General features: G+C 31.5%; 24 protein-coding genes. 13 read left to right on the top strand and 11 right to left on the bottom strand.

What is annotated here, in order from left to right:
* Positions 1–4: 4 nt before the first annotated feature.
* Positions 5–1,687, bottom strand: a complete 1,683-nt coding sequence (gene ilvD, locus JEY78_RS09355; RefSeq protein WP_291850026.1) for a dihydroxy-acid dehydratase — start codon at positions 1,685–1,687, stop codon at positions 5–7.
* Positions 1,688–2,215: 528 nt separating this feature from the next.
* Entirely contained in the window at positions 2,216–3,760 is a 1,545-nt protein-coding gene (locus JEY78_RS09350) for a hypothetical protein (RefSeq protein WP_291850023.1), read from the bottom strand.
* 151 nt (positions 3,761–3,911) lie between these two features.
* On the opposite strand from JEY78_RS09350, the gene JEY78_RS09345 reads away from it, so the two are divergent.
* The 7 genes from JEY78_RS09345 to galE all read left to right on the top strand — a co-directional run bounded on the left by JEY78_RS09345 (position 3,912) and on the right by galE (position 11,189).
* Positions 3,912–5,087: a 2-isopropylmalate synthase gene (locus tag JEY78_RS09345; RefSeq protein WP_291850020.1), complete on the top strand. Its 1,176-nt coding sequence runs from the start codon at positions 3,912–3,914 to the stop codon at positions 5,085–5,087.
* Positions 5,088–5,322: 235 nt separating this feature from the next.
* Positions 5,323–6,438: a 3-isopropylmalate dehydrogenase gene (gene leuB, locus JEY78_RS09340; protein ID WP_291850018.1), complete on the top strand. Its 1,116-nt coding sequence runs from the start codon at positions 5,323–5,325 to the stop codon at positions 6,436–6,438.
* Between the two features lie 74 nt (positions 6,439–6,512).
* A complete protein-coding gene (locus tag JEY78_RS09335; protein ID WP_291850015.1) occupies positions 6,513–7,247 on the top strand; it encodes a nitroreductase family protein in 735 nt (244 codons plus the stop codon).
* A 27-nt stretch (positions 7,248–7,274) separates the two neighbouring features.
* Positions 7,275–8,060 (top strand): serine acetyltransferase, encoded by a 786-nt coding sequence (locus JEY78_RS09330; RefSeq protein ID WP_291850012.1) that lies wholly within the window; start codon positions 7,275–7,277, stop codon positions 8,058–8,060.
* A gap of 2 nt (positions 8,061–8,062) precedes the next feature.
* Positions 8,063–8,950 carry a cysteine synthase CysM gene (cysM, locus tag JEY78_RS09325; protein ID WP_291850008.1) on the top strand — a complete coding sequence of 296 codons (888 nt, stop codon included), beginning with the start codon at positions 8,063–8,065 and terminating at the stop codon, positions 8,948–8,950.
* An 86-nt stretch (positions 8,951–9,036) separates the two neighbouring features.
* Positions 9,037–10,170: a DegT/DnrJ/EryC1/StrS aminotransferase family protein gene (locus JEY78_RS09320; RefSeq protein ID WP_291850005.1), complete on the top strand. Its 1,134-nt coding sequence runs from the start codon at positions 9,037–9,039 to the stop codon at positions 10,168–10,170.
* 11 nt (positions 10,171–10,181) lie between these two features.
* Positions 10,182–11,189: a UDP-glucose 4-epimerase GalE gene (gene galE, locus JEY78_RS09315; RefSeq protein ID WP_291850002.1), complete on the top strand. Its 1,008-nt coding sequence runs from the start codon at positions 10,182–10,184 to the stop codon at positions 11,187–11,189.
* A gap of 61 nt (positions 11,190–11,250) precedes the next feature.
* Here galE and fabD read toward each other — a convergent pair whose 3' ends face one another.
* Entirely contained in the window at positions 11,251–12,135 is an 885-nt protein-coding gene (gene fabD, locus JEY78_RS09310; RefSeq protein WP_291849999.1) for an ACP S-malonyltransferase, read from the bottom strand.
* 75 nt (positions 12,136–12,210) lie between these two features.
* Here fabD and JEY78_RS09305 point away from each other — a divergent pair, with 75 nt between their 5' ends.
* Both JEY78_RS09305 and JEY78_RS09300 read left to right on the top strand, forming a co-directional pair.
* Positions 12,211–12,903, top strand: coding sequence for a queuosine precursor transporter (locus tag JEY78_RS09305; RefSeq protein WP_291849996.1), 693 nt, complete (start codon positions 12,211–12,213; stop codon positions 12,901–12,903).
* Between the two features lie 63 nt (positions 12,904–12,966).
* Positions 12,967–13,323 (top strand): hypothetical protein, encoded by a 357-nt coding sequence (locus tag JEY78_RS09300; protein ID WP_291849993.1) that lies wholly within the window; start codon positions 12,967–12,969, stop codon positions 13,321–13,323.
* A gap of 3 nt (positions 13,324–13,326) precedes the next feature.
* Here the strand turns inward: JEY78_RS09300 and JEY78_RS09295 are convergent, their stop codons facing one another.
* Entirely contained in the window at positions 13,327–14,124 is a 798-nt protein-coding gene (locus JEY78_RS09295; RefSeq protein WP_291849989.1) for a DUF2797 domain-containing protein, read from the bottom strand.
* 46 nt (positions 14,125–14,170) lie between these two features.
* Between JEY78_RS09295 and JEY78_RS09290 the strand changes: the two genes are divergently transcribed.
* A complete protein-coding gene (locus tag JEY78_RS09290) occupies positions 14,171–15,682 on the top strand; it encodes a GH3 auxin-responsive promoter family protein (protein ID WP_291849987.1) in 1,512 nt (503 codons plus the stop codon).
* Here JEY78_RS09290 and JEY78_RS09285 read toward each other — a convergent pair whose 3' ends face one another.
* Positions 15,683–16,660, bottom strand: coding sequence for a polyprenyl synthetase family protein (locus JEY78_RS09285; protein ID WP_291849984.1), 978 nt, complete (start codon positions 16,658–16,660; stop codon positions 15,683–15,685).
* 109 nt (positions 16,661–16,769) lie between these two features.
* Here JEY78_RS09285 and JEY78_RS09280 point away from each other — a divergent pair, with 109 nt between their 5' ends.
* Entirely contained in the window at positions 16,770–17,225 is a 456-nt protein-coding gene (locus tag JEY78_RS09280; RefSeq protein WP_291849982.1) for a hypothetical protein, read from the top strand.
* A 33-nt stretch (positions 17,226–17,258) separates the two neighbouring features.
* Here JEY78_RS09280 and JEY78_RS09275 read toward each other — a convergent pair whose 3' ends face one another.
* From JEY78_RS09275 to JEY78_RS09260, 4 genes are read right to left on the bottom strand one after another with little or no spacing between them, the layout of a single operon-like run.
* Positions 17,259–18,335 carry a bifunctional 3-deoxy-7-phosphoheptulonate synthase/chorismate mutase type II gene (locus JEY78_RS09275; RefSeq protein WP_291849979.1) on the bottom strand — a complete coding sequence of 359 codons (1,077 nt, stop codon included), beginning with the start codon at positions 18,333–18,335 and terminating at the stop codon, positions 17,259–17,261.
* A 21-nt stretch (positions 18,336–18,356) separates the two neighbouring features.
* Positions 18,357–19,205: a prephenate dehydrogenase gene (locus JEY78_RS09270; RefSeq protein ID WP_291849976.1), complete on the bottom strand. Its 849-nt coding sequence runs from the start codon at positions 19,203–19,205 to the stop codon at positions 18,357–18,359.
* Between the two features lie 10 nt (positions 19,206–19,215).
* Positions 19,216–20,364, bottom strand: coding sequence for an aminotransferase class I/II-fold pyridoxal phosphate-dependent enzyme (locus JEY78_RS09265; protein WP_291849973.1), 1,149 nt, complete (start codon positions 20,362–20,364; stop codon positions 19,216–19,218).
* Positions 20,364–21,182: a prephenate dehydratase gene (locus JEY78_RS09260; RefSeq protein WP_291849970.1), complete on the bottom strand. Its 819-nt coding sequence runs from the start codon at positions 21,180–21,182 to the stop codon at positions 20,364–20,366. Before JEY78_RS09260 ends, JEY78_RS09265 begins: the two co-directional genes overlap by 1 nt.
* 476 nt (positions 21,183–21,658) lie before the next feature.
* On the opposite strand from JEY78_RS09260, the gene JEY78_RS09255 reads away from it, so the two are divergent.
* Both JEY78_RS09255 and JEY78_RS09250 read left to right on the top strand, forming a co-directional pair.
* Positions 21,659–23,038, top strand: coding sequence for a capsule assembly Wzi family protein (locus tag JEY78_RS09255; protein ID WP_291849967.1), 1,380 nt, complete (start codon positions 21,659–21,661; stop codon positions 23,036–23,038).
* A 64-nt stretch (positions 23,039–23,102) separates the two neighbouring features.
* Positions 23,103–23,849, top strand: coding sequence for a CpsB/CapC family capsule biosynthesis tyrosine phosphatase (locus JEY78_RS09250; RefSeq protein WP_291849964.1), 747 nt, complete (start codon positions 23,103–23,105; stop codon positions 23,847–23,849).
* On the opposite strand, the gene JEY78_RS09245 is transcribed toward JEY78_RS09250, so the two are convergent.
* Entirely contained in the window at positions 23,846–26,203 is a 2,358-nt protein-coding gene (locus JEY78_RS09245) for a polysaccharide biosynthesis tyrosine autokinase (protein WP_291849961.1), read from the bottom strand. The two genes, JEY78_RS09250 and JEY78_RS09245, sit on opposite strands and share 4 nt — an antisense overlap.
* A gap of 10 nt (positions 26,204–26,213) precedes the next feature.
* Positions 26,214–26,969: a polysaccharide biosynthesis/export family protein gene (locus tag JEY78_RS09240; protein ID WP_291849958.1), complete on the bottom strand. Its 756-nt coding sequence runs from the start codon at positions 26,967–26,969 to the stop codon at positions 26,214–26,216.
* Positions 26,970–26,982 lie beyond the last annotated feature (13 nt).

Below are 26,982 nucleotides of genomic sequence, written 5' to 3'. Positions count from 1 at the left end.
AAAATTAAAATTTATCCGTTACACAACCTTCTGAAGCAGAAGAAACGGTTTTAGCATATTTGTATAGTATTCCTTTTGTATGTTTTAAAGCAGGTTCTACCCATTTCGCCTTTCTTTCAGCTAATTCAGCATCAGATAACTTTACATTAATTTTCTTATTCACAGCATCAATTACAATAGTATCTCCATCTTTAACTAATGCAATTCCACCGCCACTTTGTGCTTCTGGTGTAATATGCCCAACTACAAATCCGTGCGTTCCACCTGAAAAACGTCCATCAGTAATTAAGGCAACCGATTTTCCTAAACCAGCCCCCATTATCATAGACGTTGGTTTTAACATTTCTGGCATTCCCGGACCTCCTTTTGGACCTACATAACGAATCACTACAACATCACCTCTTGAAACTTTTCCAGCTCCAATTCCATCATTGGCTTCTTGCTCACTATTGAAAACAACCGCTTTTCCTTCGAATAAATTACCTTCATTTCCACTAATTTTTGCTACTGAACCTCCTGTTGCCAAGTTTCCATATAAAATTTGAAGATTTCCAGAAGATTTTAACGCTTTTTCAGTGGTATGAATTACTTTTTGATCGTCTTCAAAAGACAATGCTTTTACATTGGCTAAATTTTCAGCTAATGTTTTTCCCGTAACGGTCATGCAATCTCCGTGCAAAAACCCTTGTTCTAACAAATATTTCATAACTGCTGGCGTACCACCAACACCGTGAACGTCTTCCATTAAGTATTCACCACTCGGTTTTAAATCTGCAATTAAAGGTGTTCTATCACTTACACGTTGAAAATCTTCTAAAGTAAATTCAATCCCTGCAGCATGTGCAATTGCTAAATAATGTAAAACTGCATTTGTTGAACCACCTAAAGCATTTACCAAAGCCACCGCATTTTCTAGCGATTTTTTAGTAATAATATCTAAAGGCTTTAAATCTAACTCTAATAAATTTTTAATAGCTGCAGCAATGCGCTCACTTTCATTTTCTTTATGAGGATTTTCAGCTGGAATTGATGAATTATAAGGTAATGCAAAACCCAAAGCTTCTATTGAAGAAGCCATTGTATTTGCCGTATACATACCTCCACAAGCACCTGCTCCCGGAATAGCATTTTTAATAATTTCTCTGTATTCTTCCTCTGTAATATCACCGGCTATTTTTTGACCTAAGGCCTCAAAAGCCGAAACTATATTTAATTTTTTTCCTTTATAATTTCCTGACGCAATAGTACCACCATATACCATTAATGATGGACGATTTAAACGCAACATAGCCATAATAGCTCCTGGCATATTTTTATCACAACCCACAACCGTAACCAATGCATCATAACTTTGAGCATTCATTACTATTTCAATAGAATCGGCAATGACATCACGAGAAGGTAATGAATAATTCATACCTAAGGTTCCCATTGAAATACCGTCACTTACACCAATTGTATTAAATATTAAACCAACTTGGTTGAATTTATTGACCTCTGTTTTTATTTTTGAAGCGATTCCATTCAAATGCATATTACAAGGATTTCCATCATATCCGGTACTTGCAATTGCTACCTGAGGTTTTTTCATATCCTCATCGGTTAAACCAACAGCGTATAACATTGCTTGTGCTGCTGGTTGAGTTGGGTCTTGAGTTACCCTTTTACTGTGCTTATTTAATTGCATTTATTTTATTCTTTTTTTAATTCTATTGAATTATATTTAAAATAATTTATTTTTCACTACTTATTTTACAACAAGCTACAAATTTAAATTAGGTATTTGTTTTTTACATTTTTTTATTGCTTTTATTACAATATTCACTTTCTGTTTATTCCATATATTCAACTGTTTTTCTGATAGTTACGCAATATTTTTTTACAATGATAATTGAATAAAAAAACCTGTAACAATTTTTAGTTGATACAGGCTTTAAATTTTATTCCAATTAAAAACACATCAACTTATTAGTAAACGAATACTAACACCTTTTAAAATGACGATATTTCTAATTATTATTTTCATTTGATATTTATAAAAAAACCTTTCTAAAAAATTAGGAAGGTTTTAATTATTTAAAATATAATACAATCCAGCCGCTAACTGTAACTAATTACAACGACTTGATTAAATAGTATATTTATAATTGAATTTTTCATTATATATTGACAAATATGTGAATTTTAATTGAAAAAAAATACAAAATTTTCATTTTTATTTTAATAATTTTTGTGCCTTTTTCTGAATGATAGATTCCACGGTTTCATTTTGAATTTTACTTTCAAGCCACGACAGAATGTCTAAATATAAAAAGGATCTTTTTTCATATGGATGGTTTTCAAATATTAATAATTCCCCATGCAGATTTTTAAATTCCTTTTTTAAATCTTGTGGATAAATATTGCTTAAATTCTTCAAAAATGCGATCATTTTGCGTTGTACTTGGTGCAAATCATTCATTTTTAATAAAAACTTATAGGTTGAAACTATCAGCTTTTCAATATTATAGTCAATTCCAGCTTCGTAATGCGTTACTAAATTTAAAACACGTGCATAACATAATAAGTCTTCACGCATTTTTAAATCTTTATTATTTATAATCTTTTCAAGATAAAAAATGCAATCTTCATTTTTACCAGCTCCAAAATACATACAAGCTATTTTATAATAAAATACCATAATATGATGTTCATCTATTTGATTTTCATATGCTTCTAGTTTGGCAAGTAATTTAACTACAAATGGAAGACCTTGTGTAAATTTTCCTTCTAGAAAATGAAGATTTAATTTATTTTGGTTAAAATATAAAAATATAAGCGTTTTGGTATTTTCATTAATCGCAACTTTTTCATTTTTAATATCGTTACTTAAGGTTTTTAAAACACTATTAAACTTTGTTATATGCTTGCTTAAAAATAACGATTCTAATAAATAATTTGCACCTTTTAAATAAAACACAGGATTTTGAATTTTCATTTCCGGGTTTTCATCAAATAAATCTACCCATTTTTGTGAGTATTTATAGCTTGATAAAAAATCTTGCATAATTAAACTATGCCACAAATATGCCTTGTATAAAAAAAGTTTCTCCTTAAAGCCTAATTCTGAAATTTCATATTTTGGCAAACGTTTTTGAAAATAAGTATTTACCTTTTTTATATCAGCATTGTCTTTTGCATACCCTTCTTTTAACAATAAACTATACAATTGTAATGATAAGTTGGAAAGCTTACTAGTGCGAACATTTATTAAACTCAATTTTTTGGCCTGCTCAGAAAGCTCATCGGCCCTATTACTCAAACTTCTGGTAATATATTGCGACTCAATTACTTTTTCAAACTCTACAATTTCATACGCTAAATTATTTTCTTCATTTACTAAAGCTAATTCTTTTGCTTTATCTAAAATTTTCAAACTTTGTTTGTACAACCCTTTATTATACAAAATGGCCGAAAAATCAAACTGTTCTCTAATTTGCGCCCTTACATTATGATGTACTGGGTTAAAACGCAAACTCACTAATATTTGCTTATATAAATGTGCTTTTGTATTTGAAATTTGCTGTTTTTTTATGTTCGTTTTTTTTAAAATCAGCTCATCATCATAAGATACAACTTTGTCTAATAAATTAAACAACGCCATAAAATTTGCATCGGCATTTCCTCCTAATCTACCTACATACAACTTAAATTGTCTCTTTTCTGATTTAGAAAGCGATTTTACTAACGTAAAAAGTGCATCTTTTTGGTCAATAGCCATTGTATCTAAATTATTTTTTTAATGTTGATTTTCAGTAATTTACAAAATTTTTTATTCATTTGAATATAGTAAACAATAAAAATAAGTGGTAAAATCAATAATCCTTTCCCGCTATTTTTGGTACATCAAATGTGATAAAAAAAAATCAGAAATGAGTAAAAATAAAGTCCAAATTTTTGACACAACCTTAAGAGATGGTGAGCAAGTGCCAGGTTGCAAGTTAAATACACAACAAAAATTGGTAATTGCAGAAAGATTAGATACCCTAGGAGTTGACGTGATTGAAGCTGGTTTTCCAATATCTAGCCCTGGAGATTTTACTTCAGTTGAAGCCATTTCTAAATTAGTTAAAAACGCAACAGTTTGTGGTCTTACCAGAGCAAATGAAAAAGATATTCAAGTTGCTGCTGACGCTTTAAAATACGCTAAAAGACCCAGAATACATACAGGAATTGGAACTTCTGATTCTCATATTTTATACAAATTTAACTCCACACAAGATAAAATTATAGAACGTGCGGTACAAGCTGTTACTTATGCCAAAACTTTTGTTGAAGATGTTGAATTTTATGCTGAAGATGCTGGTAGGACAGATAATGTTTATTTAGCTAGAGTACTAGAACGTGTTATAAAAGCAGGCGCTACGGTTTTAAACATCCCAGATACTACAGGTTATTGTTTACCCGATGAATATGGTGCAAAAATTAAATTTTTAAAAGAAAATGTCAAAGGAATTGATAATGTTATTCTTTCTTGTCATTGCCATAACGATTTAGGTTTGGCAACTGCCAATGCTATTGCAGGAGTTCAAAATGGTGCACGTCAAATAGAATGTACTATTAACGGTATTGGAGAAAGAGCCGGAAACACCGCTTTGGAGGAAGTCGTCATGATTTTAAAACAACATCCTTATTTAAACTTAGACACCAACATTAATACCAAATTATTATATAGCACAAGCCAATTAGTGCAGCAAAGTATGGGAATGGTAGTACAACCAAACAAGGCAATTATTGGTGAAAATGCGTTTGCCCACAGTTCTGGAATTCACCAAGATGGTGTTATTAAAAACAGAGAAACTTACGAAATTATTGATCCAGCGGATGTTGGAGTTACAGAATCTTCTATTGTATTAACTGCCCGAAGCGGAAGAGCTGCCTTAGCCTATAGAGCAAAAAATGTTGGATATGAATTGACTAAAATTCAATTAGATGACATTTACCCACAATTTTTAAAATTTGCCGATCATCATAAAGAAGTTAACGATGAAGACATTCATCATTTAATGGAACTAAACCACATTTCTAAAAGTAAAATAGCGGTATAAATATTACTTCTTTTAAGCTATTTTTAATATATCTTTCTAGTTGCATTCAAACTTTTTGAATGCAACTATTTTAATAAATGCAAAAAAACAATACAAGTCCTTTATAAAAAAACGGTATAGTTTAAAACTTAAAATTGCATCTTCAAAAAAAAGTACTTAACTTTAAATTTATAAGCTCTAAATATTTGTAGTTTAGTAGTATATTTGTCGTTACCTTTTATTTAAAATTTATAGAATGGAATTAAGAATCGCTTTGCTTCCCGGTGATGGAATTGGTCCGGAAGTTACCCAACAAGCCGTAAAAGTATTAGATGCTATTGCTGAAAAATATGGGCACACTTTTATTTTTGAAAAAGCTCATGTAGGCGCAATTGCTATTGAAAAAACAGGAAACCCTTTACCTGAAGATACCTTACAAATATGCAAAAAATCAGATGCTGTTTTGTTTGGTGCAATTGGCGATCCAAAATATGACAATAATCCGGAAGCTACCATAAGACCAGAGCAAGGCTTACTTAAATTAAGAAAAAGTTTGGGGTTATTCGCTAATATTCGTCCATTAACAACCTATCCAGCCTTAATTCATAAATCTAACTTAAAAAAGGATGTTATTAAAGGAACTGACTTTGTAATTTATAGAGAATTAACTAGTGGTATTTATTTTGGAGAGCACAAGATTAGCGAAGATGGCAAAACGGCATCAGATAGTTGTACCTATACTAGTGAAGAAATTGACAGAATTGCTCATTTAGCATTTAATGCCGCACAAGTTAGACGGAAAAAATTAACATTGGTAGATAAAGCGAATGTTTTAGAAACCTCTCGATTATGGAGAAAAAGAGTTACAGAAATTGCACAACAATATCCTGATATCAAATTAGAATTTTTATTTGTTGATACTGCTGCTATGCAACTAATTTTAAAGCCAACACAATTTGATGTTATATTAACAGAAAATTTATTTGGGGATATTTTATCTGATGAAGCTAGTGTAATTGCTGGCTCTATTGGCCTATTAGCATCTGCTTCCATAGGTGAAAAAACAGCTTTATTTGAACCTATACACGGATCTTACCCAGAAGCAAAAGGAAAAAACATTGCAAATCCGCTGGCATCTGTATTATCAGCGGCTATGTTATTAGATCATTTTTCACTGCATGATGAAGCCGAAGATATTAGAATTGCCGTTCAAAAATCTATTGAATTAAACATTTCAACACCCGATTTAAATTCAACAAACCATTTTTCAACCACTAATGTTGGAAGTTTTTTAAGTGACTTTATTTTAGATGATGAAAATACATTTTACAATAAAAACAATATAGATTTAGGCCAATCAACTATTATATAAAATTTAACACTAATTTAAAATACACCCAAGATACCTTATGTTTTTGGGTGTATTTTTTTTGTAGTTTTACCCCTATGAAAACACAAACAAGTTTTTTAAACGCCCTTAACTTTAGACGTTCTGTAAGAGTTTACAATGAAATGCAGAATATTGACACTGAGATAGTTAAAAGCTGCCTTCAACAAGCTACCTTAGCACCAAATAGCAGTAACATGCAATTATGGGAGTTCCATCATATCAATTCAGAAGATATTCTAGAACAATTAACAACTGCTTGTTTAGATCAAAGTGCTGCAAAAACTGCCAAAGAAATGGTGGTTATTGTGGTGAGGAAAGATTTATGGAAAAAAAGAGCCCAAGCAAATCTAGCACATTTAAAAAGTAGTTTTGGAGAAAAAGATGTTGCAACCTATACAAAGCGTGAAAAATTTGCCATTAATTATTACAGTAAACTAATTCCTTTTGTATATGCAGACTTTTTGGGGGTTTTTGGACTTTTAAAATATTTAATTTCTTGGTTCACAGGTATTTTTAAACCAAGCTACAGACAACTCAGAAAATCCGATATGCGTATTGTAGCGCACAAAAGCGCTGGTTTAGCAGCACAAACTTTTATGTTAAGTATGGCGGCTGAAGGATATGATACCTGTCCAATGGAAGGTGCCGATACACTTCGCATTAAAAAAATATTAAATTTGCCATTAAGTGCTGAAATCAATATGGTTATTTCATGTGGAATTAGAAAACCTGAAGGCGTTTATGGAGAACGTTTCAGAATTCCATTTGAAGAAGTGTATAAAAAATGGTAGCTTAAACTTTATTAGAAATTGATTATTATGACGAAAGAAACAATTATTCAAAAAATTATAGCCAATAAAAACAGGCCTCATTTAGATTTCAGCCTAAAAGATAAAACTGAAATATTTACAACTAATTTATTTTATACGTTGTTTGATGCCAATGCGTGTGTTGCAAAAAATATTGAGCAATTAGAACTAGATTTTAAAGAAATTTACAATTTAGCCTGCATTCTAAAAGATGGTAGATGTACAGAGATTTGGGGGAAATTTTTATTAAAACTACCTGAAATTTTAGAAAATTTAAATTTAGATGCGCAAGAATTGGTAGATAACGATCCAGCTTCTAATAATATTGAAGAAGTATATTTGGCCTATCCAGGTTTTTATGCCATTGCTATTTATCGTTTTAGTCATGAGCTTTTTAAATTAAACACACCAGTTATCCCAAGGTTAATGAGTGAGTTTGCACACAGCAAAACCGGTACAGATATCCACCCAGGAGCAACCATTGGAAATTCCTTTTTTATTGATCACGCAACGGGTACTGTAATAGGTGAAACTTGCCTAATTAAAAACCATGTGAAAATTTATCAAGGTGTTACTTTAGGAGCTTTACAAGTGGAAAAAAGCCTTAAAAACACCAAGCGTCACCCAACTGTTGAAGACAATGTTACCATTTATGCCAACGCAACCATTTTAGGGGGAAATACAATTATTGGAGAAAATACAATTATTGGAGGGAACGTTTGGATTACAGAATCCATTCCTAAAAATTCATTAGTATATCATAAAGCAGAAATAAAATTAAAAACAAAAATATAACCATGCAAAATCGTAGTTTATTTGATTTTATTGGGAATACACCCTTGGTAAAAGCACAACATATTTTAGTAAAAGAAGGTGTGTCATTATATCTTAAATTAGAAGGAAATAATCCGGGAGGAAGTGTAAAAGATAGAGCTGCTTTCAATATGATATCTTCAGCAATAGAAAGAAAAGACATAAAAAAAGGAGATTATTTAATTGAAGCTACTAGTGGAAATACAGGAATTGCTTTAGCTATGATTGCGCAACAATTTGAGATTCATATAGAATTGGTAATGCCTGAAAATTCCACAAAAGAACGGATTCAAACTATGGAAGCTTATGGTGCAAAAGTAACCTTAACACCTTCTGCAGTTGGTATAGAAGGTTCACGCGAATACGCTGAAAACCAAGTAAAAGAAAAAGGATATTTCATGCTAAATCAATTTGCAAATAATGATAATTGGAAAGCACATTACAAAACTACAGGTCCTGAAATTTGGAGAGATACCAACGGTGAAATTACCCATTTTATCTCTGCAATGGGAACAACAGGTACCATCATGGGCACTTCAACCTATTTAAAAGAGAAAAACAGCAACATTCAAATTATTGGGGCACAGCCAACAGATAATTCTAAAATTCCTGGAATTAGAAAATGGTCACCTGAGTTTTTACCGAAAATTTTCAATCCAAAAAAAGTAGATCAAGTACTAGAAGTAAGTGAAGAAGAAGCGAGAATTATGACCAAAAGACTCGCAAAAGAAGAAGGTATTTTTGCTGGAATGAGCAGTGGCGGAGCTGTTGCTGCAGCTTTAAAACTAGCAAAAACAATACACTCAGGAGTGTTAGTAGCCATTATCTGCGACCGAGGAGATCGCTATTTATCATCCGATTTATTTGAATAAAACGTTGTAGTATTTATCGCTGTTTATGATTGGAATCTAGCTGGTTTTATTGTAAATTTGTTAGTTAGAATTCATATAATCTACACATGAAAAAAATTCAAATGGTTGACTTACAAAGTCAATATGCAAAAATCCAAGATACAGTTGATGCTCGAATTTCTGAAGTTTTAAAGTCAGCTACATTTATAAACGGTCCGGAAGTCCACAATTTCCAAAAAGAATTAGAAAATTATTTAGGTGTAAAACACGTTATTCCTTGTGCAAATGGAACTGATGCCCTTCAAATAGCAATGATGGGATTAGATTTGCAACCTGGCGATGAAGTAATCACTGCTGATTTTACATTTGCTGCTACAGTAGAAGTTATTGCTTTATTGCATTTAACTCCGGTTTTAGTAGATGTTGATCCAATAGATTTTAATATTTCTATTGAAGCAATTAAAAAGGCTATTACACCTAAAACCAAAGCTATTGTTCCTGTTCATTTATTTGGAAGAACTGCCAATATGGAAGCTATTATGGAAATTGCTGCAGAACATAACTTATTTGTTATTGAAGACAATGCGCAAGCAATTGGAGCTAGTTACACCTACAAAGATGGCTCTAAAAAGAAAGCAGGAACTATTGGGCACGCTGCTTCAACATCTTTCTTTCCTTCAAAAAATTTAGGTTGCTATGGTGATGGAGGTGCAATTTTTACGAATGATGATGCTTTAGCTCATAAAATTAGAGGTATCGTAAACCACGGAATGTATGTGCGTTATCATCATGATGTTGTTGGTGTTAACTCAAGGTTAGACAGTATTCAAGCCGCTGTATTAAGCACTAAACTAGTGCATTTAGATTCATATAATAAAGCAAGACAAGAAGCTGCTAAAAAATACAATGCTGCTTTTGCTAATGAAAAAAATATTATTACTCCAGTTATTTGTGATAATTGTGATTGCCACGTATTTCATCAATACACTTTAAAAGTATTGAACGTTGATAGAGATCAGTTAGCGGCATTTTTAAATGAAAATGGTATTCCTTGTGGTGTGTATTATCCAATACCATTGCACAGTCAAAAAGCTTATACAGATACACGCTATAACGAGGCCGATTTCCCTGTAACTAATCAATTAGTAAAAGAAGTGATTTCATTACCTATGCATACTGAATTAGATGATGAGCAAATTACTTTTATTACTTCAAAAGTGATTGAATTTATTAATAAATAAAAACAAATATTATGAAAATTTTAGTAACTGGTGGACTTGGTTTTATTGGCTCACACACTGTTGTTGAATTACAAAACGAAGGATTTGAAGTCATTATAATTGATAATTTATCAAACTCAAGTATTGATGTTTTAGATAAAATCACCTCAATTACTGGCATTAAACCTGAATATCATAATATTGATTTAAAAGATAAACTTGCTGTAAAAATATTTTTTGAACACCATAAAGTTGATGGAGTAATTCATTTTGCGGCTTTTAAAGCTGTTGGTGAAAGCGTACAAATACCATTAGAATATTATGAAAACAATATTGGTTCTTTGGTGTACATTTTACAAGAAATGAAAGCAAACAATTTAAATAATTTTATTTTCAGCTCATCGTGTACAGTATATGGGCAAGCTGATGAATTACCAATTACTGAGAATGCACCCATTAAACCAGCAGAATCTCCGTACGGAAATACCAAGCAAATTGGCGAAGAAATTATTAAGGACATCTCTAAAATTTCTGATTTAAAAGCCATTGCATTGCGTTATTTCAACCCAATTGGCGCACATCCATCAGCAATAATTGGAGAATTACCTATTGGTGTTCCTCAAAATCTAATTCCTTATGTTGTGCAAACTGCAGCTGGAATTAGAAAAGAATTATCTGTTTTTGGAAGTGATTATGATACCCCAGACGGAACGGCCGTTCGTGATTATATTCATGTGGTAGATGTTGCAAAAGCACATATTGTTGCTTTAAAACGTTTAATTGAAAATAAAAACAAATCTCAATATGAAGTTTTTAACTTAGGAACTGGAAAAGGAAATTCCGTTTTAGAAGTTATCAATTCATTTGAAAAAGTAACTGGAAAAAAAGTGAATTATAAATTAGTTGATAAACGATCTGGTGACGTTACCGCTGCCTATGCAGATACCAATTTTGCAAATACGGAATTAGGTTGGAAAACAGAATTATCATTAGATGAAGCCCTACTTTCTGCTTGGAAATGGCAGGAGACTTTTAAGTAAAATCAATTTAAAAATAAAAAAAACCTTTGTGAGTTCACAAAGGTTTTTTTATTTTTTGGTATTATAACAACACTGCTGATCCCGCAACAGCATCTCTATTTATTTTCTTTACTAAACCTTGTAAAACCTTCCCCGGTCCTACTTCAATGAATTCTGAAGCGCCATCTGCAATCATGGCTTGAACAGATTGTGTCCAACGCACTGGCGCAGTTAATTGTGCAATTAAATTTACTTTAATTTCATTTGGGTCTGTCACGGCTTTTGCAACCACATTTTGATAAATAGGACACGTTGGTGCGCTAAAAGTTGTTGCTTCAATTGCTGCAGCTAATTCTTCTCGTGCAGGTTCCATTAAAGGCGAATGGAACGCTCCACCAACAGGTAATTTTAATGCGCGTTTTGCGCCTCTTTCCAATAATGTAGCACAAGCTTTATCAATAGCATCTATTTCACCTGAAATAACTAATTGACCTGGACAATTATAATTTGCAGCGACAACAACTCCTGCTGTACTTTCACAAACCTCTTCAACAATAGCATCGTCTAAATTTAAAACTGCTGCCATTGTAGATTGTTGCATTTCACACGCTTTTTGCATGGCTAAAGCTCTTTTTGAAACCAATTTCAATCCATCTTCAAAAGTTAAAACCCCATTAGCTACTAAAGCAGAAAGTTCTCCTAAAGAATGTCCGGCAACCATTTCTGGTTTAAAACTATCTCCTAAGGTTTTAGCTAAAATTACTGAATGTAAAAAAATTGCTGGTTGGGTTACTTTCGTTTCTTTTAATTCTTCAGCGGTTCCTTCAAACATAACGTCCGTTATTGAAAAACCTAAAATTTCATTTGCTTGTTCAAAAAGAGTTTGTGCAATTGGAGAATTATTGTATAAATCTAAACCCATCCCTGTAAATTGTGCTCCTTGTCCTGGAAAAATATATGCTTTCATTTGTTCTATTTTCAATATTTATTTAAAAATGCAAAAATACGAAATATTTACTATATTCGGACAAATTCACTCCTTATGAAAATTGAACAAAGATCTGAAGCTTTTACAATATTCTTAATTTTGGCAGCTATGTTTATTGCTGCTTTAGTAGCTTCTAACCTTATTTTTCAAAAATTCTTTTACTGGAATCCTTTTGGTTGGTTTAATTTTGAATTATCCGTTGGTATTTTACCGTATCCAATCACATTTTTAATAACCGATGTTATTTCTGAAATTTATGGTAAAAAAAGAGCCAATCAAGTGGTAATTGCTGGAATTTTTGCATCACTTTTTTCAATGACAATTATTCTATTAGCAAATTATGCCCCAGCTATTAGTAATTCTCCTATTGATAATGAAACTTTTTCAAAAGTATTTGGTTTGTCACCCATTGCTGTATTGGCATCTATGTTAGCATATTTGTTTGCCCAATTTATTGATATTAAAATTTATCATTATTGGAAACAAAAAACAAATGGCAAGCATTTATGGATTCGAAATAATTTTTCAACATTTTCTTCTCAATTTATTGATACGTTAACAGTTATTACACTCCTTTGTTTGTTTGAAGTACTCCCATGGAATTTATTTAGCACTTTGCTAATTAGTGGCTTTTTATTTAAAATTATCATTGCAATTTTAGACACACCCGTTTTATATTTTATCGTTTATTTATTTAAAACTCGCTTTCATTTAAAAATGGGTGAAGAAATAAAATTAATTGAATAACAAACTGTTATACACAACTTTTGTTTTGTAAAATATTTATATTTGACTGATATTTAACGATATATGATACGATATTTAAAATTCACTTTAGCTTCGTTTTTTTTAATAACAGTTCTAACTGGATGCCCAACGGATGAAACATCGGAAGAAATTCCAGTGTGCATAAAAAATAAAATAGCTGAAATATTAACTACTGAAGTTACAAATCCGCCCACCAAAATTTGGAAATGGGAAGTTGATGCAAAAACGTATTTTTATATAACCTCTGATTGTTGCGACCAATACAACTATTTATATACTAATAAATGTGAACTAGTTTGTGCTCCTGATGGCGGATTTACCGGAAATGGAGATGGAAATTGTCCCTCTTTTAAAGGCGAAATTAAAAAAACGATGGTTTGGGAAGATTCCCGAAAGTGATACTTAATTGATGGTAATAATCACTTTATAACCTTCACTATTTCTCACATTAAAAACAGTAAAATCATCAAAAATTAAATATTGCCCTTTTATACCAACTAATTTTCCTAAAAATAATGGTGTTTTCTCTAAGTTTAGAGAACTTATCTTCGTTGGATATTGGAGAACAGGATAGTTAATTTCCACCACTTTTCCATTATTAGCTAAAAAATAAGGCTGCGCTTCTTCTGGAATAAAAGCTTTTAATTTTTCACGTTCTTCAATTAAATCAGCCTCTAAAACATCATTTTTCAACATTTTTTGCCAACTCGTTTTGTCAGAAACATGGTTTTTTAACGCAACTTCAGTAATCCCTGCTAAATATCTATTTGGTACTTCAACAATTTCAATAGCTTTGGAAGCTCCTTGATCTATCCATCTGGTTGGAATTTGTGTTTTTCTGGTAACACCAACTTTTACATCACTTGATAACGCTAAATATACCACGTGAGGTTGTAATTGCACACTTTTTTCATAAGCTAAATTACGATCTTCAATATCTAAATGTGCCGTACTTAATTCCGGTTTCATAATCCAGTCACCCACTTGCGCGCTCGAATAAAAACAATCGTAACAAAAGCCTTGACGAAATATTTTTTTATTTAACCCACAACACAAACACTCGTACCCTTCAAAACTAATTTCAATTTGTTTATTTAATAATTGATTTAAATTTAAAAAGTCATTTTCTACCTCTAAGTAGTAATGAACCTCTTCATTTAACTCTGTCATCATTTTTTTTAAAACAGTTTGATATTGCATAGCAAATTTTTCTTAAATTTAACTCGCTAAAGATACTTAATAAAACATGCCATTCCCAATTGTAAATTCAATAATTTCATGGTTTTTAAAAAAACGTAAACATCAAATGGAGTTATTTATAAAGTACCCAATTGATGTTCAAAATGAATTATTGTTTAAATTATTGTACAAAGCAAAGGATACTGAAGTTGGACTTCAATATAAATTTGACGCTATCAATAGCTATAAAGAATTTACAAGAAAGGTACCTATTCAAACCTATGAATCTATTGAGCATTTAATTGACAGAACTAGAAAAGGAGAACAAAATGTTTTTTGGCCAACGCCTATTAAATGGTTTGCTAAATCTAGTGGAACAACAAATTCTAAAAGTAAATTTATACCTGTAAGTGAAGAAGCGCTAGAAGGTTGCCACTTTAAAGCAGGAAAAGATATGTTGGGATTGTATATAAACAACAACCCTGAAGCACAACTGTTTACCGGAAAAGGATTACGATTGGGAGGAAGTAGCGCTGTGTATGAAGACAACAACACTTATTTTGGCGATTTATCGGCTATTATTATTGAAAATTTGCCCTTTTGGGCAGATTTTAGTAGTGCTCCAAAACAAGAAACCGCTTTAATGAGCGAATGGGAAACAAAAATGGCTGCCATTGTTGATGAAACTATTAATGAAGATATTACCAGTTTGGTTGGTGTTCCATCATGGATGTTGGTTTTATTAAACCGAGTTTTAGAAAAAACAGGAAAAAATAACATTTTAGAAGTTTGGCCAAACCTTGAAGTCTATTTTCACGGTGGTGTAAATTTCAATCCTTACAGAGAACAGTTTAAAAGAATTATTCCTAAAAAAGGGTTTAAATATTTTGAAACGTACAATGCTTCAGAAGGATTTTTCGCCATACAAGATGTTAACCATTCATTAGATTTATTGCTAATGTTAGATTATGGGATTTTTTATGAATTTATTCCAATGGATGAATTCAATGATGAAAACTCTAAAGCTATCCCACTTTCTGAAGTAAAATTAAAAGTTAATTACGCTATGGTAATTACCACTAATGGTGGTTTATGGCGTTACTTAATTGGCGATACCGTAAAATTTACATGTTTAGATCCTTATAGAATTAGAATTACTGGCAGAACCAAACATTTTATAAATGTTTTTGGCGAAGAATTGATTATTGAAAATGCAGAAAATGCTTTAAAACAAGCATGTTTAAAAACAAAAGCACAAGTTTCGGAATATACTGTTGCACCCATTTTTATGAATGGAAAAAAATCTGGCGGACATGAATGGTTGATTGAATTTAAAAAACTACCAGAAAACATCAATTATTTTACAGAACTTTTAGACAATGCTTTAAAATCCGCTAATTCAGATTATGAAGCCAAACGCTATAACAACTTAACATTAGAAATACCAAAAATAAATATTGCAAGAACGGGTTTATTTTATGATTGGTTAAAACAACAAGGTAAATTAGGCGGGCAACATAAAGTGCCAAGATTATCTAATTCCAGAACCCATTTAGAAGAACTTTTAATACTGAACTAATTATATTTTTCGTTCTATAACATAATTAACCATTGTTAAAAGCGACTCTTTATACTCTGAGTTTGGGTAAGTTTCTAAAATATCTAAGGCTTTAGAGTGGTATTCTTTCATTTTTTGAACTGTATATTGCATGCCTCCTTTTTCCTTTACAAAAGCAATCACCTCTTTTACCCGCTTTTTATCTTTATTATGTTTTTTTACAGAGTTAATGAGCCATTTTTTTTCTTCTGAACTACAATTGTTTAATGTGTAAATTAAAGGCAACGTCATTTTTTGTTCTTTAATATCTATCCCAGTTGGTTTTCCAATTTTATCTTCCGTATAATCAAATAAATCATCTTTTATTTGAAAGGCAATGCCAATAAGTTCGCCAAACAATCGCATTTTCTCAATTTCTTCTTTTGAACTTCCAACAGATGCTGCGCCAATTCCACAACAAGCCGCAATTAATGTAGCCGTTTTTTGCCTAATAATTTCAAAGTAAATTTCTTCAGTAATATCTAACCGTCTTGCTTTTTCAATTTGAAGTAATTCACCTTCACTCATTTCTCTAACCGCCACAGAAATCAGCTTTAAAATATCAAAATCATCATTATCAATAGATAACAATAAACCTTTCGATAATAAAAAATCGCCAACAAGCACCGCAATCTTATTTTTCCAAAGTGCATTTACTGAGAAAAACCCTCTTCTTCTATTACTTTCGTCAACCACATCATCGTGTACCAATGTTGCCGTATGAATTAATTCAATAATAGATGCTCCTCGGTAAGTACGCTCTTCAAAATTTCCATTAGAAACCATTTTAGCTACCAAAAAAACAAACATTGGACGCATTTGTTTTCCTTTTCTTCTTACTATGTACTGTGTAATTCTATTTAATAAAGGCACGTTTGAAACCATAGACTCTCTGAATTTACTTTCAAAAAGCTCCATTTCTTCAAGAATTGGTTGTTTTATAATTTCTATTGGCTTCATAAGACTCACAAAAATAACAGATTATTTTTTATCAATCTAAATTATTTTATTTCATTCGTAAAATAATAGTCTTAATTTTGATAAATACATGAATTTAAATTTAAAAACAATGAAAAGATTTTTATTTACAACTGTAATTTTATTTTTGGCAGTATTTGAAATTCAAGCTCAAAATTATGAATACAAAGTAATTACTAGTATTGAATCTATTGTGCCAATGGGTTTAGGAAGATCCCGAATTATTTCATCTTCGGAGGAACAAAACTATCAAGATTTTACATCTGAAAGAACTGCTGAAAATGACAAACAAAACAAATCAAAACGTTCTGACGTTAAAATTGACGATTTCGAGGAAACTAAACTATTGAATTTTTATAGTATTGCAGGTATTAATTTTAAAAATATTGCTTCTAACGATGCTATTATTAGCTCAAAAATTAACACCATGGTTAGTGAAAGTTGGGATTTAGCTTTTGTAGTTAGCGGTGTAGAAAGTGATGCTGGCAAAGGAGATGGCAACGGTATTTATATTACTCGTTTTATCTTTAAGAGATTAATACAATAAAAAAAAGGGAAGCAAATGCTTCCCTTTTTTTTATTATTTTACATTGTGTTGAATGTTGATAGATTCAACGTGAATGGCTTTGAAAATTTCTTCTACAAATTCGCGACTTAACCCTTTATCTGCGCCAGCTTGAATCATTGTTTGTAAAATATCTGCCCATCTTCCACTTTGAAGAATTGCCACATTTTCTTTATGTTTTAATCGCCCAATAGCTTCTGCAATAGTCATTCTATCTGCTAAAATATCTATAATAGCATTATCTATTAAGTCCAATTCCTTTCTATGCATATTTAGTTTACGCTGAAATTCTTGTCCAGTACTACTTTTTTGACGAATTTTTAAATCTAGCGTCATTTGGTGTAATTGTGCTGGTGTAATTTGTTGCGCTGCATCGCTCCAAGCTTTGTCTGGATCAATATGAGTTTCTACCATTAAACCATCATAATTTAAGTCTAAAGCAGTTTGAGAAACATCTAATAATGTATCTCTACGCCCACAAATATGAGAAGGATCTAAAATTAAAGGTAAATCTGGAAATTCCTTTTTTAATTCAATTGCTAAATGCCATTTTGGTTTATTTCTGTAATGAAGCGAATTATAGGTTGAAAAACCTCTGTGAATAACTCCTAATTGAGAAATTCCAGCCGCCTGAAAACGTTCTACTCCACCTAGCCACAACGCTAAATCTGGATTTACAGGGTTTTTAACTAATACTGGTTTATTCACACCTTTTAAAGCATCTGCAATTTCTTGTACCGCAAATGGGTTTACTGTTGTTCTTGCCCCAATCCAAAGAATATCAATATCATATTTTAAAGCCAATTCCACATGTTGCGCATTCCCAACTTCTGTAGTCACCAACATTCCTGTTTCTTCTTTTACTTTTTGCAACCATGGTAATCCTATTTCTCCAACGCCTTCAAAACCTCCTGGTCGTGTTCTTGGTTTCCAAATACCTGCTCTAAAAACATTGGCATCTGTATCTTTTAACAAATGTGCCGTTTTTAACACTTGATCTTCTGTTTCAGCGCTACAAGGTCCTGCAATTACAATTGGATGAGACAACCCCATTGCATCTAACCACTTTCTATTCTCTTTAGTAATTTCCATTTTAATACTTCTTTTAGTTGTTTATTTTATTCCGTTTAATATTGTTTTTATATAATTGGTACTTTTCATAGTTTCAGTCAACCCTTCTCTATTATCAGTTTCAATCATTTCTTTAAATTCATTTAAATTTTTGATGTATTCTTCCAAAGAACGAATTAAATTTTCTTTATTTTGAAGAAATATAGGAGTCCACGTGGTTGCAGAACTTTTTGCTAAACGCACTGTGGAAGCAAAACCTGTACTTGCCATATCAAAAATTGCTTGTTCATTTTTTTCAATTTCCAATACTGTTTTCCCCAGCATAAAAGAACTTACATGCGATAGATGTGAAACATACGCAATATGTCTATCGTGTTCCACAGGGTTCATCATTTTAATGCGCATATTTAATTTTTTAAACAAGCTTAAGGCTTTATCTAAAATTTTCCAGTCGCATTTATCCGATTCACACAAGATGTTCACTTTATTGTCGAACAAATTTAATATCGCCGCTTCTGGTCCAGAAAATTCCGTTCCAGCCAAAGGGTGCGCTGCTACATAATTTTTACGTTTCGGATGGTTTTCAATAGCCACACAAATATTATTTTTCACAGAACCTACATCAAAAACTAAGGTGTTTTCAGAAACTATATCTAATACTTTAACAGCAACCTGTGGAATAATATCTACCGGCACTGCAATAATAACCACTGAAGCGTTTTTAATTTCAGAAAAATCAATTTCATCATCAATAATCCCTAATGCTTTTGCTTTTTCAATGTGTTCAGGGTTTTGGTCAATTCCATACACTTTACATGCAATGCGTTGCTTTAAATCCAATGCTAATGAACCACCAATTAAACCCAAACCAATAACAACTACTTTTTCCATGTTACAATTTTTAAGCTGTTATTCTATTTAAAACTACATTTAAAGTAGCTACATCTACACATAAAGAGGCTCTTATATAACCTTCTCCGTTCGTTCCAAAAATAGTTCCAGGCGTAATAAATACATCTTTTTCATACAATAACTTATCTGTTAATGCTTCTGAATTTTCGCCTGCTGGAATTTTAGCCCAAACAAATAAACCTCCTATTGTTTTATCATATGTACAATTTAAAGCGTCAAATATTTTCCAAACCATCGCTCTTCTTTCCTGATAAATTTCATTTTGCTTGTGAAACCAATCATTGGATAATTTAAAGGCTTCTACTGCTCCTTTTTGAATTCCTAAAAACATTCCAGAATCCATATTACTTTTAACCTCTAAAATAGTTTTAATAATTTCCGCATCACCCACAACCATTCCTACACGCCAACCCGCCATATTAAACGTTTTACTCAACGAATTTAATTCAATAGACACTTCTTTTGCGCCTTCAACCGCTAAAATACTTAACGGATGATCGTTTAAAATAAAACTATACGGATTATCATTTACAATTAAAATAGCGTGTTTTTTAGCAAATGCAATTAACTGTTTAAAATCTTCTTTTGAAGCCACTGCACCCGTGGGCATATGTGGATAATTCACCCACATTATTTTTACTTTTGAAAGGTCATTCTTTTCAATTTCCTCAAAATTTGGCAACCAATTATCTTCAGCATTCAAATTGTAAAAAATGGTGTCAGCCTCTACTAAATTAGTAACTGATGCATAAGTTGGATACCCTGGATTTGGAATTAAAACCTTATCTCCTTTATTTAAAAAAGCCAATGAAATAAGCATAATTCCTTCTTTTGAACCCATTAAAGGCAATATTTCTGTTGCAGGATTTAAGGTAACATTATATTTTTCATTGTAAAATTGCGCCATTCCTTCACGTAACTCAGGAATCCCTTGGTAACTTTGGTATTGATGTGCATTTGGCAATGTTACTGCTTGTTGAATAGCTTCAATTACAGTTGAAGAAGGATGCAAATCTGGGCTTCCAATAGCTATATTTATCACAGGTTTCCCTGCAGTTCTTAAAGCAGCTACTTCTCTCAATTTCTTTGAAAAGTAGTATTCTTTTACATCGTTTAATCTATCTGCTTTTTGTATCATTATCTTTTACTTTTGTTGTATTCACCTAAAACCGTTAATGCCTCCACTTCTTTTTTTACTGCTACAATTGCATTGTAATAATCTGCATAACTGTCGAAAATAAAATCTGCAAAAAATGCATATTTCCAAGGTGTATCTATTACTGGCATTGATTGTATTTTAGATAAGTTTAAATTATGCTTCGCTAAAATTGTAAGTACAGTTGCCAAACTACCCGTATCATCACTTGTTATAAATTTTATAGAGGCTTTATTGGAAGAAACATTGGTTCTTTTTTCAGTCCCAGTTAAAATAAAAAACCGCGTGGCATTGTCTTTTATAGTTTGAATTTCTGGCGCTATAATAGTTAAATTATAAATATCTGCAGCTAAATTACTGGCAATAGCTGCTACTCCTTTTAACTGTTGGTCGTGAATTCTTTTAGCAACAGAAGCCGTATCCTTATCTTCAATTAATTTAATATGAGGATAATTTTTAAAGAAACTATGGCATTGCAATAAAGCCATTGGATGTGAATATACTTCCGTAATATCTTCAATAGTTTGACCTTGCAACCCCATTAAATTATGACAAATGGATAAATAATATTCTCCGCTAATTGCTAAATTGTTGTCATCAATTAAGGCGTAATTTGGTAAAATTGCACCAGCTATAGAGTTTTCAATAGCCATAATAAGTACTTCAACTTTTTTATCTAGCAATAAATTTGGCATTTCACCGAATGATAAACACTCCACCAAATCTATATTTTCACCAAAATATTGCTCAGCAACTATATGGTGAAAAGATCCTTTAATTCCTTGTATTGCTACCTTCATTTTTGTTTACATCAAAAAAAAGGTCCCGAAAATTTTTCGAGACCTTATTATATATTTTAATTGTTAAATATCACGTATAAAGCCTCACCTCTTATTGCTAAAATAAAAGTAAAAATAGAAGCTATTCCAAGTGTTATTTGTTATCATTTTCTTTAATTATGACAGCAAATCTATACATTAATTTTATAAATACACTATTTTTTTTAACAAAAAAGAAATTCTTGTATTTTTAATAAAAATTTAAAATATAAATGTTTTATTCGTAAAAAAACTTTCATCTTTTTGAATTTATTCTTCTTTTACAAGATTGATTTATCTTATTTTTAGCCGAATTCACTCAGGAAAGCTGTTTATTTAAATGAAATATCTTAAATTTAAGCTACAATAGTTAGCTCGCATTTCAATCACAAGGACATTTTTTGACCATACATATTCATTTCAAAAATTAATTACCTTTACAAAAATATCATTCGTTTATGAAATGTTCCCAATTCAAATTTTATATTGTTCCTATTTTAATTATCAGTTTAATACAGCTATCCTACGCTCAAAAAAACTCTACACTCTATGAATTTGAACTAAATAGTGCTATAGCTTCGGAAAATAATTTGCCTTTTTGGCTTGTTTCAAATAGGAATGGTGCTATTCCAAATGACAACAATATCCGCTTAAAAAGTACCCTGTTTTCAGACTTTCAGAAAATAAATAGTGATTTTTCCTTTTCTTTTAAAGCAAGTTTAACAGGATATACAGCTACAGAAAATGATGTTTTTATAAATGAATTGTACGGAAGCGTTTCTTATAAAAAATGGGTGTTAACTTTAGGTGCAAAAGATGATGCCGTTCTTTTTGAAGGACTGTCTTTATCTAATGGAAATCTTATAAACTCTTTAAACACCAGAGCATTTCCTGGTATTGAGCTACAAACAGATGGTTTTATTTCAGCTCCATTTGCTAAAAATTGGCTGTCTTTTAAACTAAATTACGCGGAATATCTACTAAACGACCCGCGCATTTCTGACAATACCCATGTACATCATAAAAGTTTATTTATGAAATCTAAAATGTCTTCAACCTTAAATTTAACTATTGGGCTCGATCATTTTGTGCAATGGGGAGGAACCACTGAAGAATTTGGGAAACATCCAGCATCTTTTAAAGATTATTTAAAAATAATTACAGGCACTGCCGGCGGCTCAAACGCTTATGAAGGTGAACAAGTAAATGCTTTAGGAAATCACGTTGGCAGTTATTTAGTACAATTAGATCATACCGGAATGAATACCCACTGGAGCTTGTATTATTCACATCCATTTGAAGACCGCTCTGGTAGAGAATTTATGAATTATCCCGATGGTTTGCTTGGCCTTTTTATAGATTTTAAAAATCCTAAAAATTGGTTAACACATCTTGTAACAGAACTTATCAATACTAAAAACCAAAGTGGTACAAGTGGTGTTAGCGGCTATGATAATTATTTTAACAATAAAATTTACGGAAGTGGCTGGACGTATTTTGGGCGTACCATTGGGGCTCCCTTATTTTTAACCCGACCAACTGTTGACGGAATAACTCCCGGTATTGGTGAAAGCAGATTTACCGCCGTTCATATTGGGTTAAAAGGATATGTGTTTGAAAACATTTTTTATAAAAGTAATATTACATACACCAATTACCCTGGGTGGTTTAATACGCCAAACTCTGAGAAAAATCAATTTTCAACAAGTTTTGAATGTTCATTACCTGAAAAACAGCTTCCTTTTGATATTTCAATAGGTATTGCAGCAGATTTTGGCAATTACAGTCCGTCAAATATTGGTGGATTTATCTCACTAAGCAAAAAGGGAATCTTTTAGTAAAAACTATTTTTAAGAACCCGTCATTTGTTATTTTTGCATAATAAAAACCAATTTAATACCTATGTTTTCCCTTTTTAAACCTAAAAATCCATTAGTTAACAACTTCCCATCAAATTATATGGATTTACATTCGCATCTATTGCCTGGTGTAGATGATGGTTCTAAAAGTTTTGAGGAATCATTAGACTTATTAAAAAAGTTGGAAGATTACGGTATTCAAAAAATAGTTTTAACACCTCATATTATGGAAGGCGTTTGGGAAAATAGCCGAACGTATTTAGAACAGCGATTTCAGGAATTACAAGCGTATTTAAAAAAAGAGAAATTTAATGCTATCACCTTGTATTTAGCGGCAGAATATATGTTGGATAGTAATTTTAGTACTTTATTAAAAGAGCAGCAACTGCTAACGGTAAAAGCTAATTATATTTTGGTTGAACTCTCCTACATGAGCGCTCCTGTTAATTTGTATGAACTATTATTTGAAATACAACTCGCAGGTTACAAACCTATTTTAGCACATCCGGAACGGTATGCTTTTTTTCACCAAAACTTTAAAGAATACCATAAATTAAAAGAAGTTGGTTGTTTGTTTCAACTCAATTTACTATCCTTATCAAATTATTATGGAATTGATGTACAAGCAATTTCAAAAAAATTATTAAAAGAAAATTTGATAGATTTCACGGGCATTGATGTGCACCATAGGAAGCATTTAAACTATCTTGAAAAAATCAACAATCCATCAATAGTGAAACTCATTCAACCTATTTTAGAAAACAATGCACGCTTTGCACAAGAGGGCTAAGACCTAAAACTTAATCCCTTTTTCCACCAAGGTTTCTTTTGCTCACTATCTGAATAGCCATAACCATAGCCGTATCCATAACCATAGCCTCTTTCAAAATCGGTATCATTTACTAAAACCGCCATGTTCGGCAACCTTTTTTCCGCAAATAACAACTTAGGGACATCCAACAATCGTTTATCTAAGAAATTAGCACGAACCACATAAATAAACATATCTGCTTGGTTGCTTAACAATAAGGTATCAGTTACAATGTTTACTGGCGCTGTATCCACAATTACATAATCATAATGTTGTCTACCATAAGCTAATACTTCTTCAAAACGACCATTCATTAATAATTCAGATGGATTTGGAGGAATGATTCCTGAATGTAATAAGTCAAATTTAGATTCAGAAATAGTAGTAATTACGTCTTGCACTTTCATCTGATCATCCATTAAGAAATGTGTCAATCCTTTTTCTAACGGCGTATTTAGGTATTCCGAGATTTTAGGTTTTCTAATATCTGCACCAATCAATAATACTTTTTTATTAGACAAGGCCAAAACAGAAGCTATATTTATGGCTATAAACGTTTTCCCTTCCCCACTTAAGGTAGAAGTTATAAATATGGTTTTACCACCATCTTTTACTTTAGACAACATAAAGTTGATGTTTGTTCGCAACAATCTGAAGGATTCTGCAGCACTATTCCGTTCATTTTCACCCACTACCACTTTTTTATCAGATATAGATTTAGGAATATCTCCTAAAATAGGCACTTTTAAAACTGCTTCTACGTCTTTGCGAGAATGCACCTTATTATCTAACAACAATAAGATATAAATAATACCTAACGGAATTAAAATTCCGGCAACCAGCGCTGCTAAATAATACATTCTTCGCTGCGGCGCCACAGGAATATCACTTCCAAAAGCGGTATCAATTATTTTAGCATTTGGTAATGTAACGGCTAAAGAAATTGCATTTTCCTCTCTTTTTTGAAGTAGATATAAATACAATGCTTCAATAATTTGTTGTTCACGCTGAATGCTTCTGTACTCGCGTTCTTGTTTAGGTACTTCAGCAATTTTAGCATTAAATAATCCTTCCTGCCTTTTAATATCTTGTAATGAAATATTTAAAGAAGACTTTAAACTCGTTAATCCTTGCTGAATTCCAGCTCGTAATTGAGAAATTTGTTTGTTTATATTTACCACTACAGGATTCTGTTGTGTAGCACTTCTTAAAATTCTATTTCTTTCTAATATTAACTGGTTATATTTAGCAGTACTTTCATTAATGCCACTTTCATTAAAACCTAAGTTTTCAGGCAATATTTCGCCTTCATTTTTGGCTACAAAATCAGCTACGTAATTCACTAATTTAATTTGAGTGCTGATAGCAATGGCTTTTTTTGAAATTTCAGTTTTGTTTTGCAACACCAATCCGGCCTCTGAACTAATATCAGTTAATCTATTAGTTGTTTTAAATTGTTCTGCACCAATTTCAACTTCCGATAAATCTTCATTAATAATTTCAATACGTTCATTAATAAACTTATTGGTATTGTTAGCTATTAAATTTTTATCGGCAACAGCATCTTTATTGTATTGTGCCACTAAATTATTTAAAATTTCTTCCGCTTTTACTTTTACCTCATCTACCAAACTAATTTTAAGAACACTCGAATTTTTTAAAATTTGAATTTGAATTTTATTTCTGTAATTTTCTACAATACCTTTTAACGGATTTATTTTTACAATAATTTCCTTATCAAAATCATGTGTATCTACCATAAAAGGAGTTACAATAATTGCTCCAAAACTAGTGGTTATTTTTTCTCCAAAAGTATACCGTGTTGTTGTATTGTTTTCAATAAATTCAAACGTGGTAGCTGATTTTACAATGATAGAAAAAGAAGTTGTTAATTTATTTAGCAAAACATCATCCTCTAAAAAATTAATTTTAATAGGTAATGTTTTAAAGAACATTTCCGATTCAATAACGCGCCCTTGATTAAAATACTGCACATTTAGCTGTAAATCTTTCGCCACCCTTTCCATTAAACTTCTAGATTTTAGCAACTCAATTTCATTGTCTAATGATGCCTTGGTATTGCCTAATAATCCTAAATTTTCTAAAGCAGAAAGCTCTGTTACACCCCCTTTTTCGCTATCATCAATTAATAGCGTTGTAGAAACCTCGTACAAATTTGGCATATAACGTACATAAAAAAAAGTAGCAACTACACATAAAACAGCTCCTAACACTAACCACTTCCAGTAAAACAAATACTTTTCAAGCTCTTCTCTTAAATTAATGGTATTTTCGTTAAAATGGATTGGGTTTAATTGATTTTCTTGTTGCATACTATATTTTTTAACGTGTTAAAATTAACACTAAAGAAAGAACAGCAGTTGCTATTGAAATTAATGAAGACGTAGTACCAATGGCCGATGAATTTACTTTTGCTCTATTTGGTTCAATATACAAAATATCATTTTGAGCTAAATAATAATAAGGCGAAGCAAATAATGACTCATTCGTTAAATCCAATCTTGTTTTTTCAATGGTACCATTATTGTTTCTAATGAGCAGCACATTTTTTCGTTTTCCTTGTATGGTTAAATCACCCGCCAAACCAATAGCTTCAGGAATTGAAATACGTTCACTAGTTACATTAAATGCTCCGGGACTTTTAACCTCACCAAGTACTGTAATTCTAAAGTTTTCTAATCGTATAGTTACTACTGGATCTTTTAAATGACTTTCTAATTTACCCGTTACATACGTTTTAAGTTCGTTGGTTGTTAATCCCACTACTTTTAATTGCCCCAATACTGGAAAGGTAATTTCACCTTGAATATCTACTAAATAGGTAATTGGTTTGTTTGCATTGGCTTGACTTCCACCTTGAAATAAATTGAAAGGTGCGGCTGCCTCCGTATCTTGGGCGCTCACAAAAATTGATACAATATCGTCTGTTTGAATTTTAGGCGCGTAGTTTTTTAAAACTTCATTTTGAATGGTTTCTTCATTTTGAAAATACACCATATCTTTTTTTGAAACACACGACGTAATTGCAATGCACCCCAACAGTAACAGTATATTTTTATATATGTAGCTTTTTTTCATATGTCCTTTTTTA

Source organism: Lutibacter sp. (assembly GCF_016342705.1).
Lineage (GTDB): Bacteria > Bacteroidota > Bacteroidia > Flavobacteriales > Flavobacteriaceae > Lutibacter.
The sequence above is the reverse complement of the archived record's forward strand: the minus strand, read 5'-3'. Positions and strand labels throughout refer to the sequence as shown.

What these genes read in the sequence shown, in the direction of transcription:
- ilvD (WP_291850026.1), bottom strand. Translation starts at nt 1,687, where the DNA reads ATGCAATTAAATAAGCACAGTAAAAGGGTAACTCAAGACCCAACTCAA.
- JEY78_RS09350 (WP_291850023.1), bottom strand. Translation starts at nt 3,760, where the DNA reads ATGGCTATTGACCAAAAAGATGCACTTTTTACGTTAGTAAAATCGCTT.
- JEY78_RS09345 (WP_291850020.1), top strand. Translation starts at nt 3,912, where the DNA reads ATGAGTAAAAATAAAGTCCAAATTTTTGACACAACCTTAAGAGATGGT.
- leuB (WP_291850018.1), top strand. Translation starts at nt 5,323, where the DNA reads ATGGAATTAAGAATCGCTTTGCTTCCCGGTGATGGAATTGGTCCGGAA.
- JEY78_RS09335 (WP_291850015.1), top strand. Translation starts at nt 6,513, where the DNA reads ATGAAAACACAAACAAGTTTTTTAAACGCCCTTAACTTTAGACGTTCT.
- JEY78_RS09330 (WP_291850012.1), top strand. Translation starts at nt 7,275, where the DNA reads ATGACGAAAGAAACAATTATTCAAAAAATTATAGCCAATAAAAACAGG.
- cysM (WP_291850008.1), top strand. Translation starts at nt 8,063, where the DNA reads ATGCAAAATCGTAGTTTATTTGATTTTATTGGGAATACACCCTTGGTA.
- JEY78_RS09320 (WP_291850005.1), top strand. Translation starts at nt 9,037, where the DNA reads ATGAAAAAAATTCAAATGGTTGACTTACAAAGTCAATATGCAAAAATC.
- galE (WP_291850002.1), top strand. Translation starts at nt 10,182, where the DNA reads ATGAAAATTTTAGTAACTGGTGGACTTGGTTTTATTGGCTCACACACT.
- fabD (WP_291849999.1), bottom strand. Translation starts at nt 12,135, where the DNA reads ATGAAAGCATATATTTTTCCAGGACAAGGAGCACAATTTACAGGGATG.
- JEY78_RS09305 (WP_291849996.1), top strand. Translation starts at nt 12,211, where the DNA reads ATGAAAATTGAACAAAGATCTGAAGCTTTTACAATATTCTTAATTTTG.
- JEY78_RS09300 (WP_291849993.1), top strand. Translation starts at nt 12,967, where the DNA reads ATGATACGATATTTAAAATTCACTTTAGCTTCGTTTTTTTTAATAACA.
- JEY78_RS09295 (WP_291849989.1), bottom strand. Translation starts at nt 14,124, where the DNA reads ATGCAATATCAAACTGTTTTAAAAAAAATGATGACAGAGTTAAATGAA.
- JEY78_RS09290 (WP_291849987.1), top strand. Translation starts at nt 14,171, where the DNA reads ATGCCATTCCCAATTGTAAATTCAATAATTTCATGGTTTTTAAAAAAA.
- JEY78_RS09285 (WP_291849984.1), bottom strand. Translation starts at nt 16,660, where the DNA reads ATGAAGCCAATAGAAATTATAAAACAACCAATTCTTGAAGAAATGGAG.
- JEY78_RS09280 (WP_291849982.1), top strand. Translation starts at nt 16,770, where the DNA reads ATGAAAAGATTTTTATTTACAACTGTAATTTTATTTTTGGCAGTATTT.
- JEY78_RS09275 (WP_291849979.1), bottom strand. Translation starts at nt 18,335, where the DNA reads ATGGAAATTACTAAAGAGAATAGAAAGTGGTTAGATGCAATGGGGTTG.
- JEY78_RS09270 (WP_291849976.1), bottom strand. Translation starts at nt 19,205, where the DNA reads ATGGAAAAAGTAGTTGTTATTGGTTTGGGTTTAATTGGTGGTTCATTA.
- JEY78_RS09265 (WP_291849973.1), bottom strand. Translation starts at nt 20,364, where the DNA reads ATGATACAAAAAGCAGATAGATTAAACGATGTAAAAGAATACTACTTT.
- JEY78_RS09260 (WP_291849970.1), bottom strand. Translation starts at nt 21,182, where the DNA reads ATGAAGGTAGCAATACAAGGAATTAAAGGATCTTTTCACCATATAGTT.
- JEY78_RS09255 (WP_291849967.1), top strand. Translation starts at nt 21,659, where the DNA reads ATGAAATGTTCCCAATTCAAATTTTATATTGTTCCTATTTTAATTATC.
- JEY78_RS09250 (WP_291849964.1), top strand. Translation starts at nt 23,103, where the DNA reads ATGTTTTCCCTTTTTAAACCTAAAAATCCATTAGTTAACAACTTCCCA.
- JEY78_RS09245 (WP_291849961.1), bottom strand. Translation starts at nt 26,203, where the DNA reads ATGCAACAAGAAAATCAATTAAACCCAATCCATTTTAACGAAAATACC.
- JEY78_RS09240 (WP_291849958.1), bottom strand. Translation starts at nt 26,969, where the DNA reads ATGAAAAAAAGCTACATATATAAAAATATACTGTTACTGTTGGGGTGC.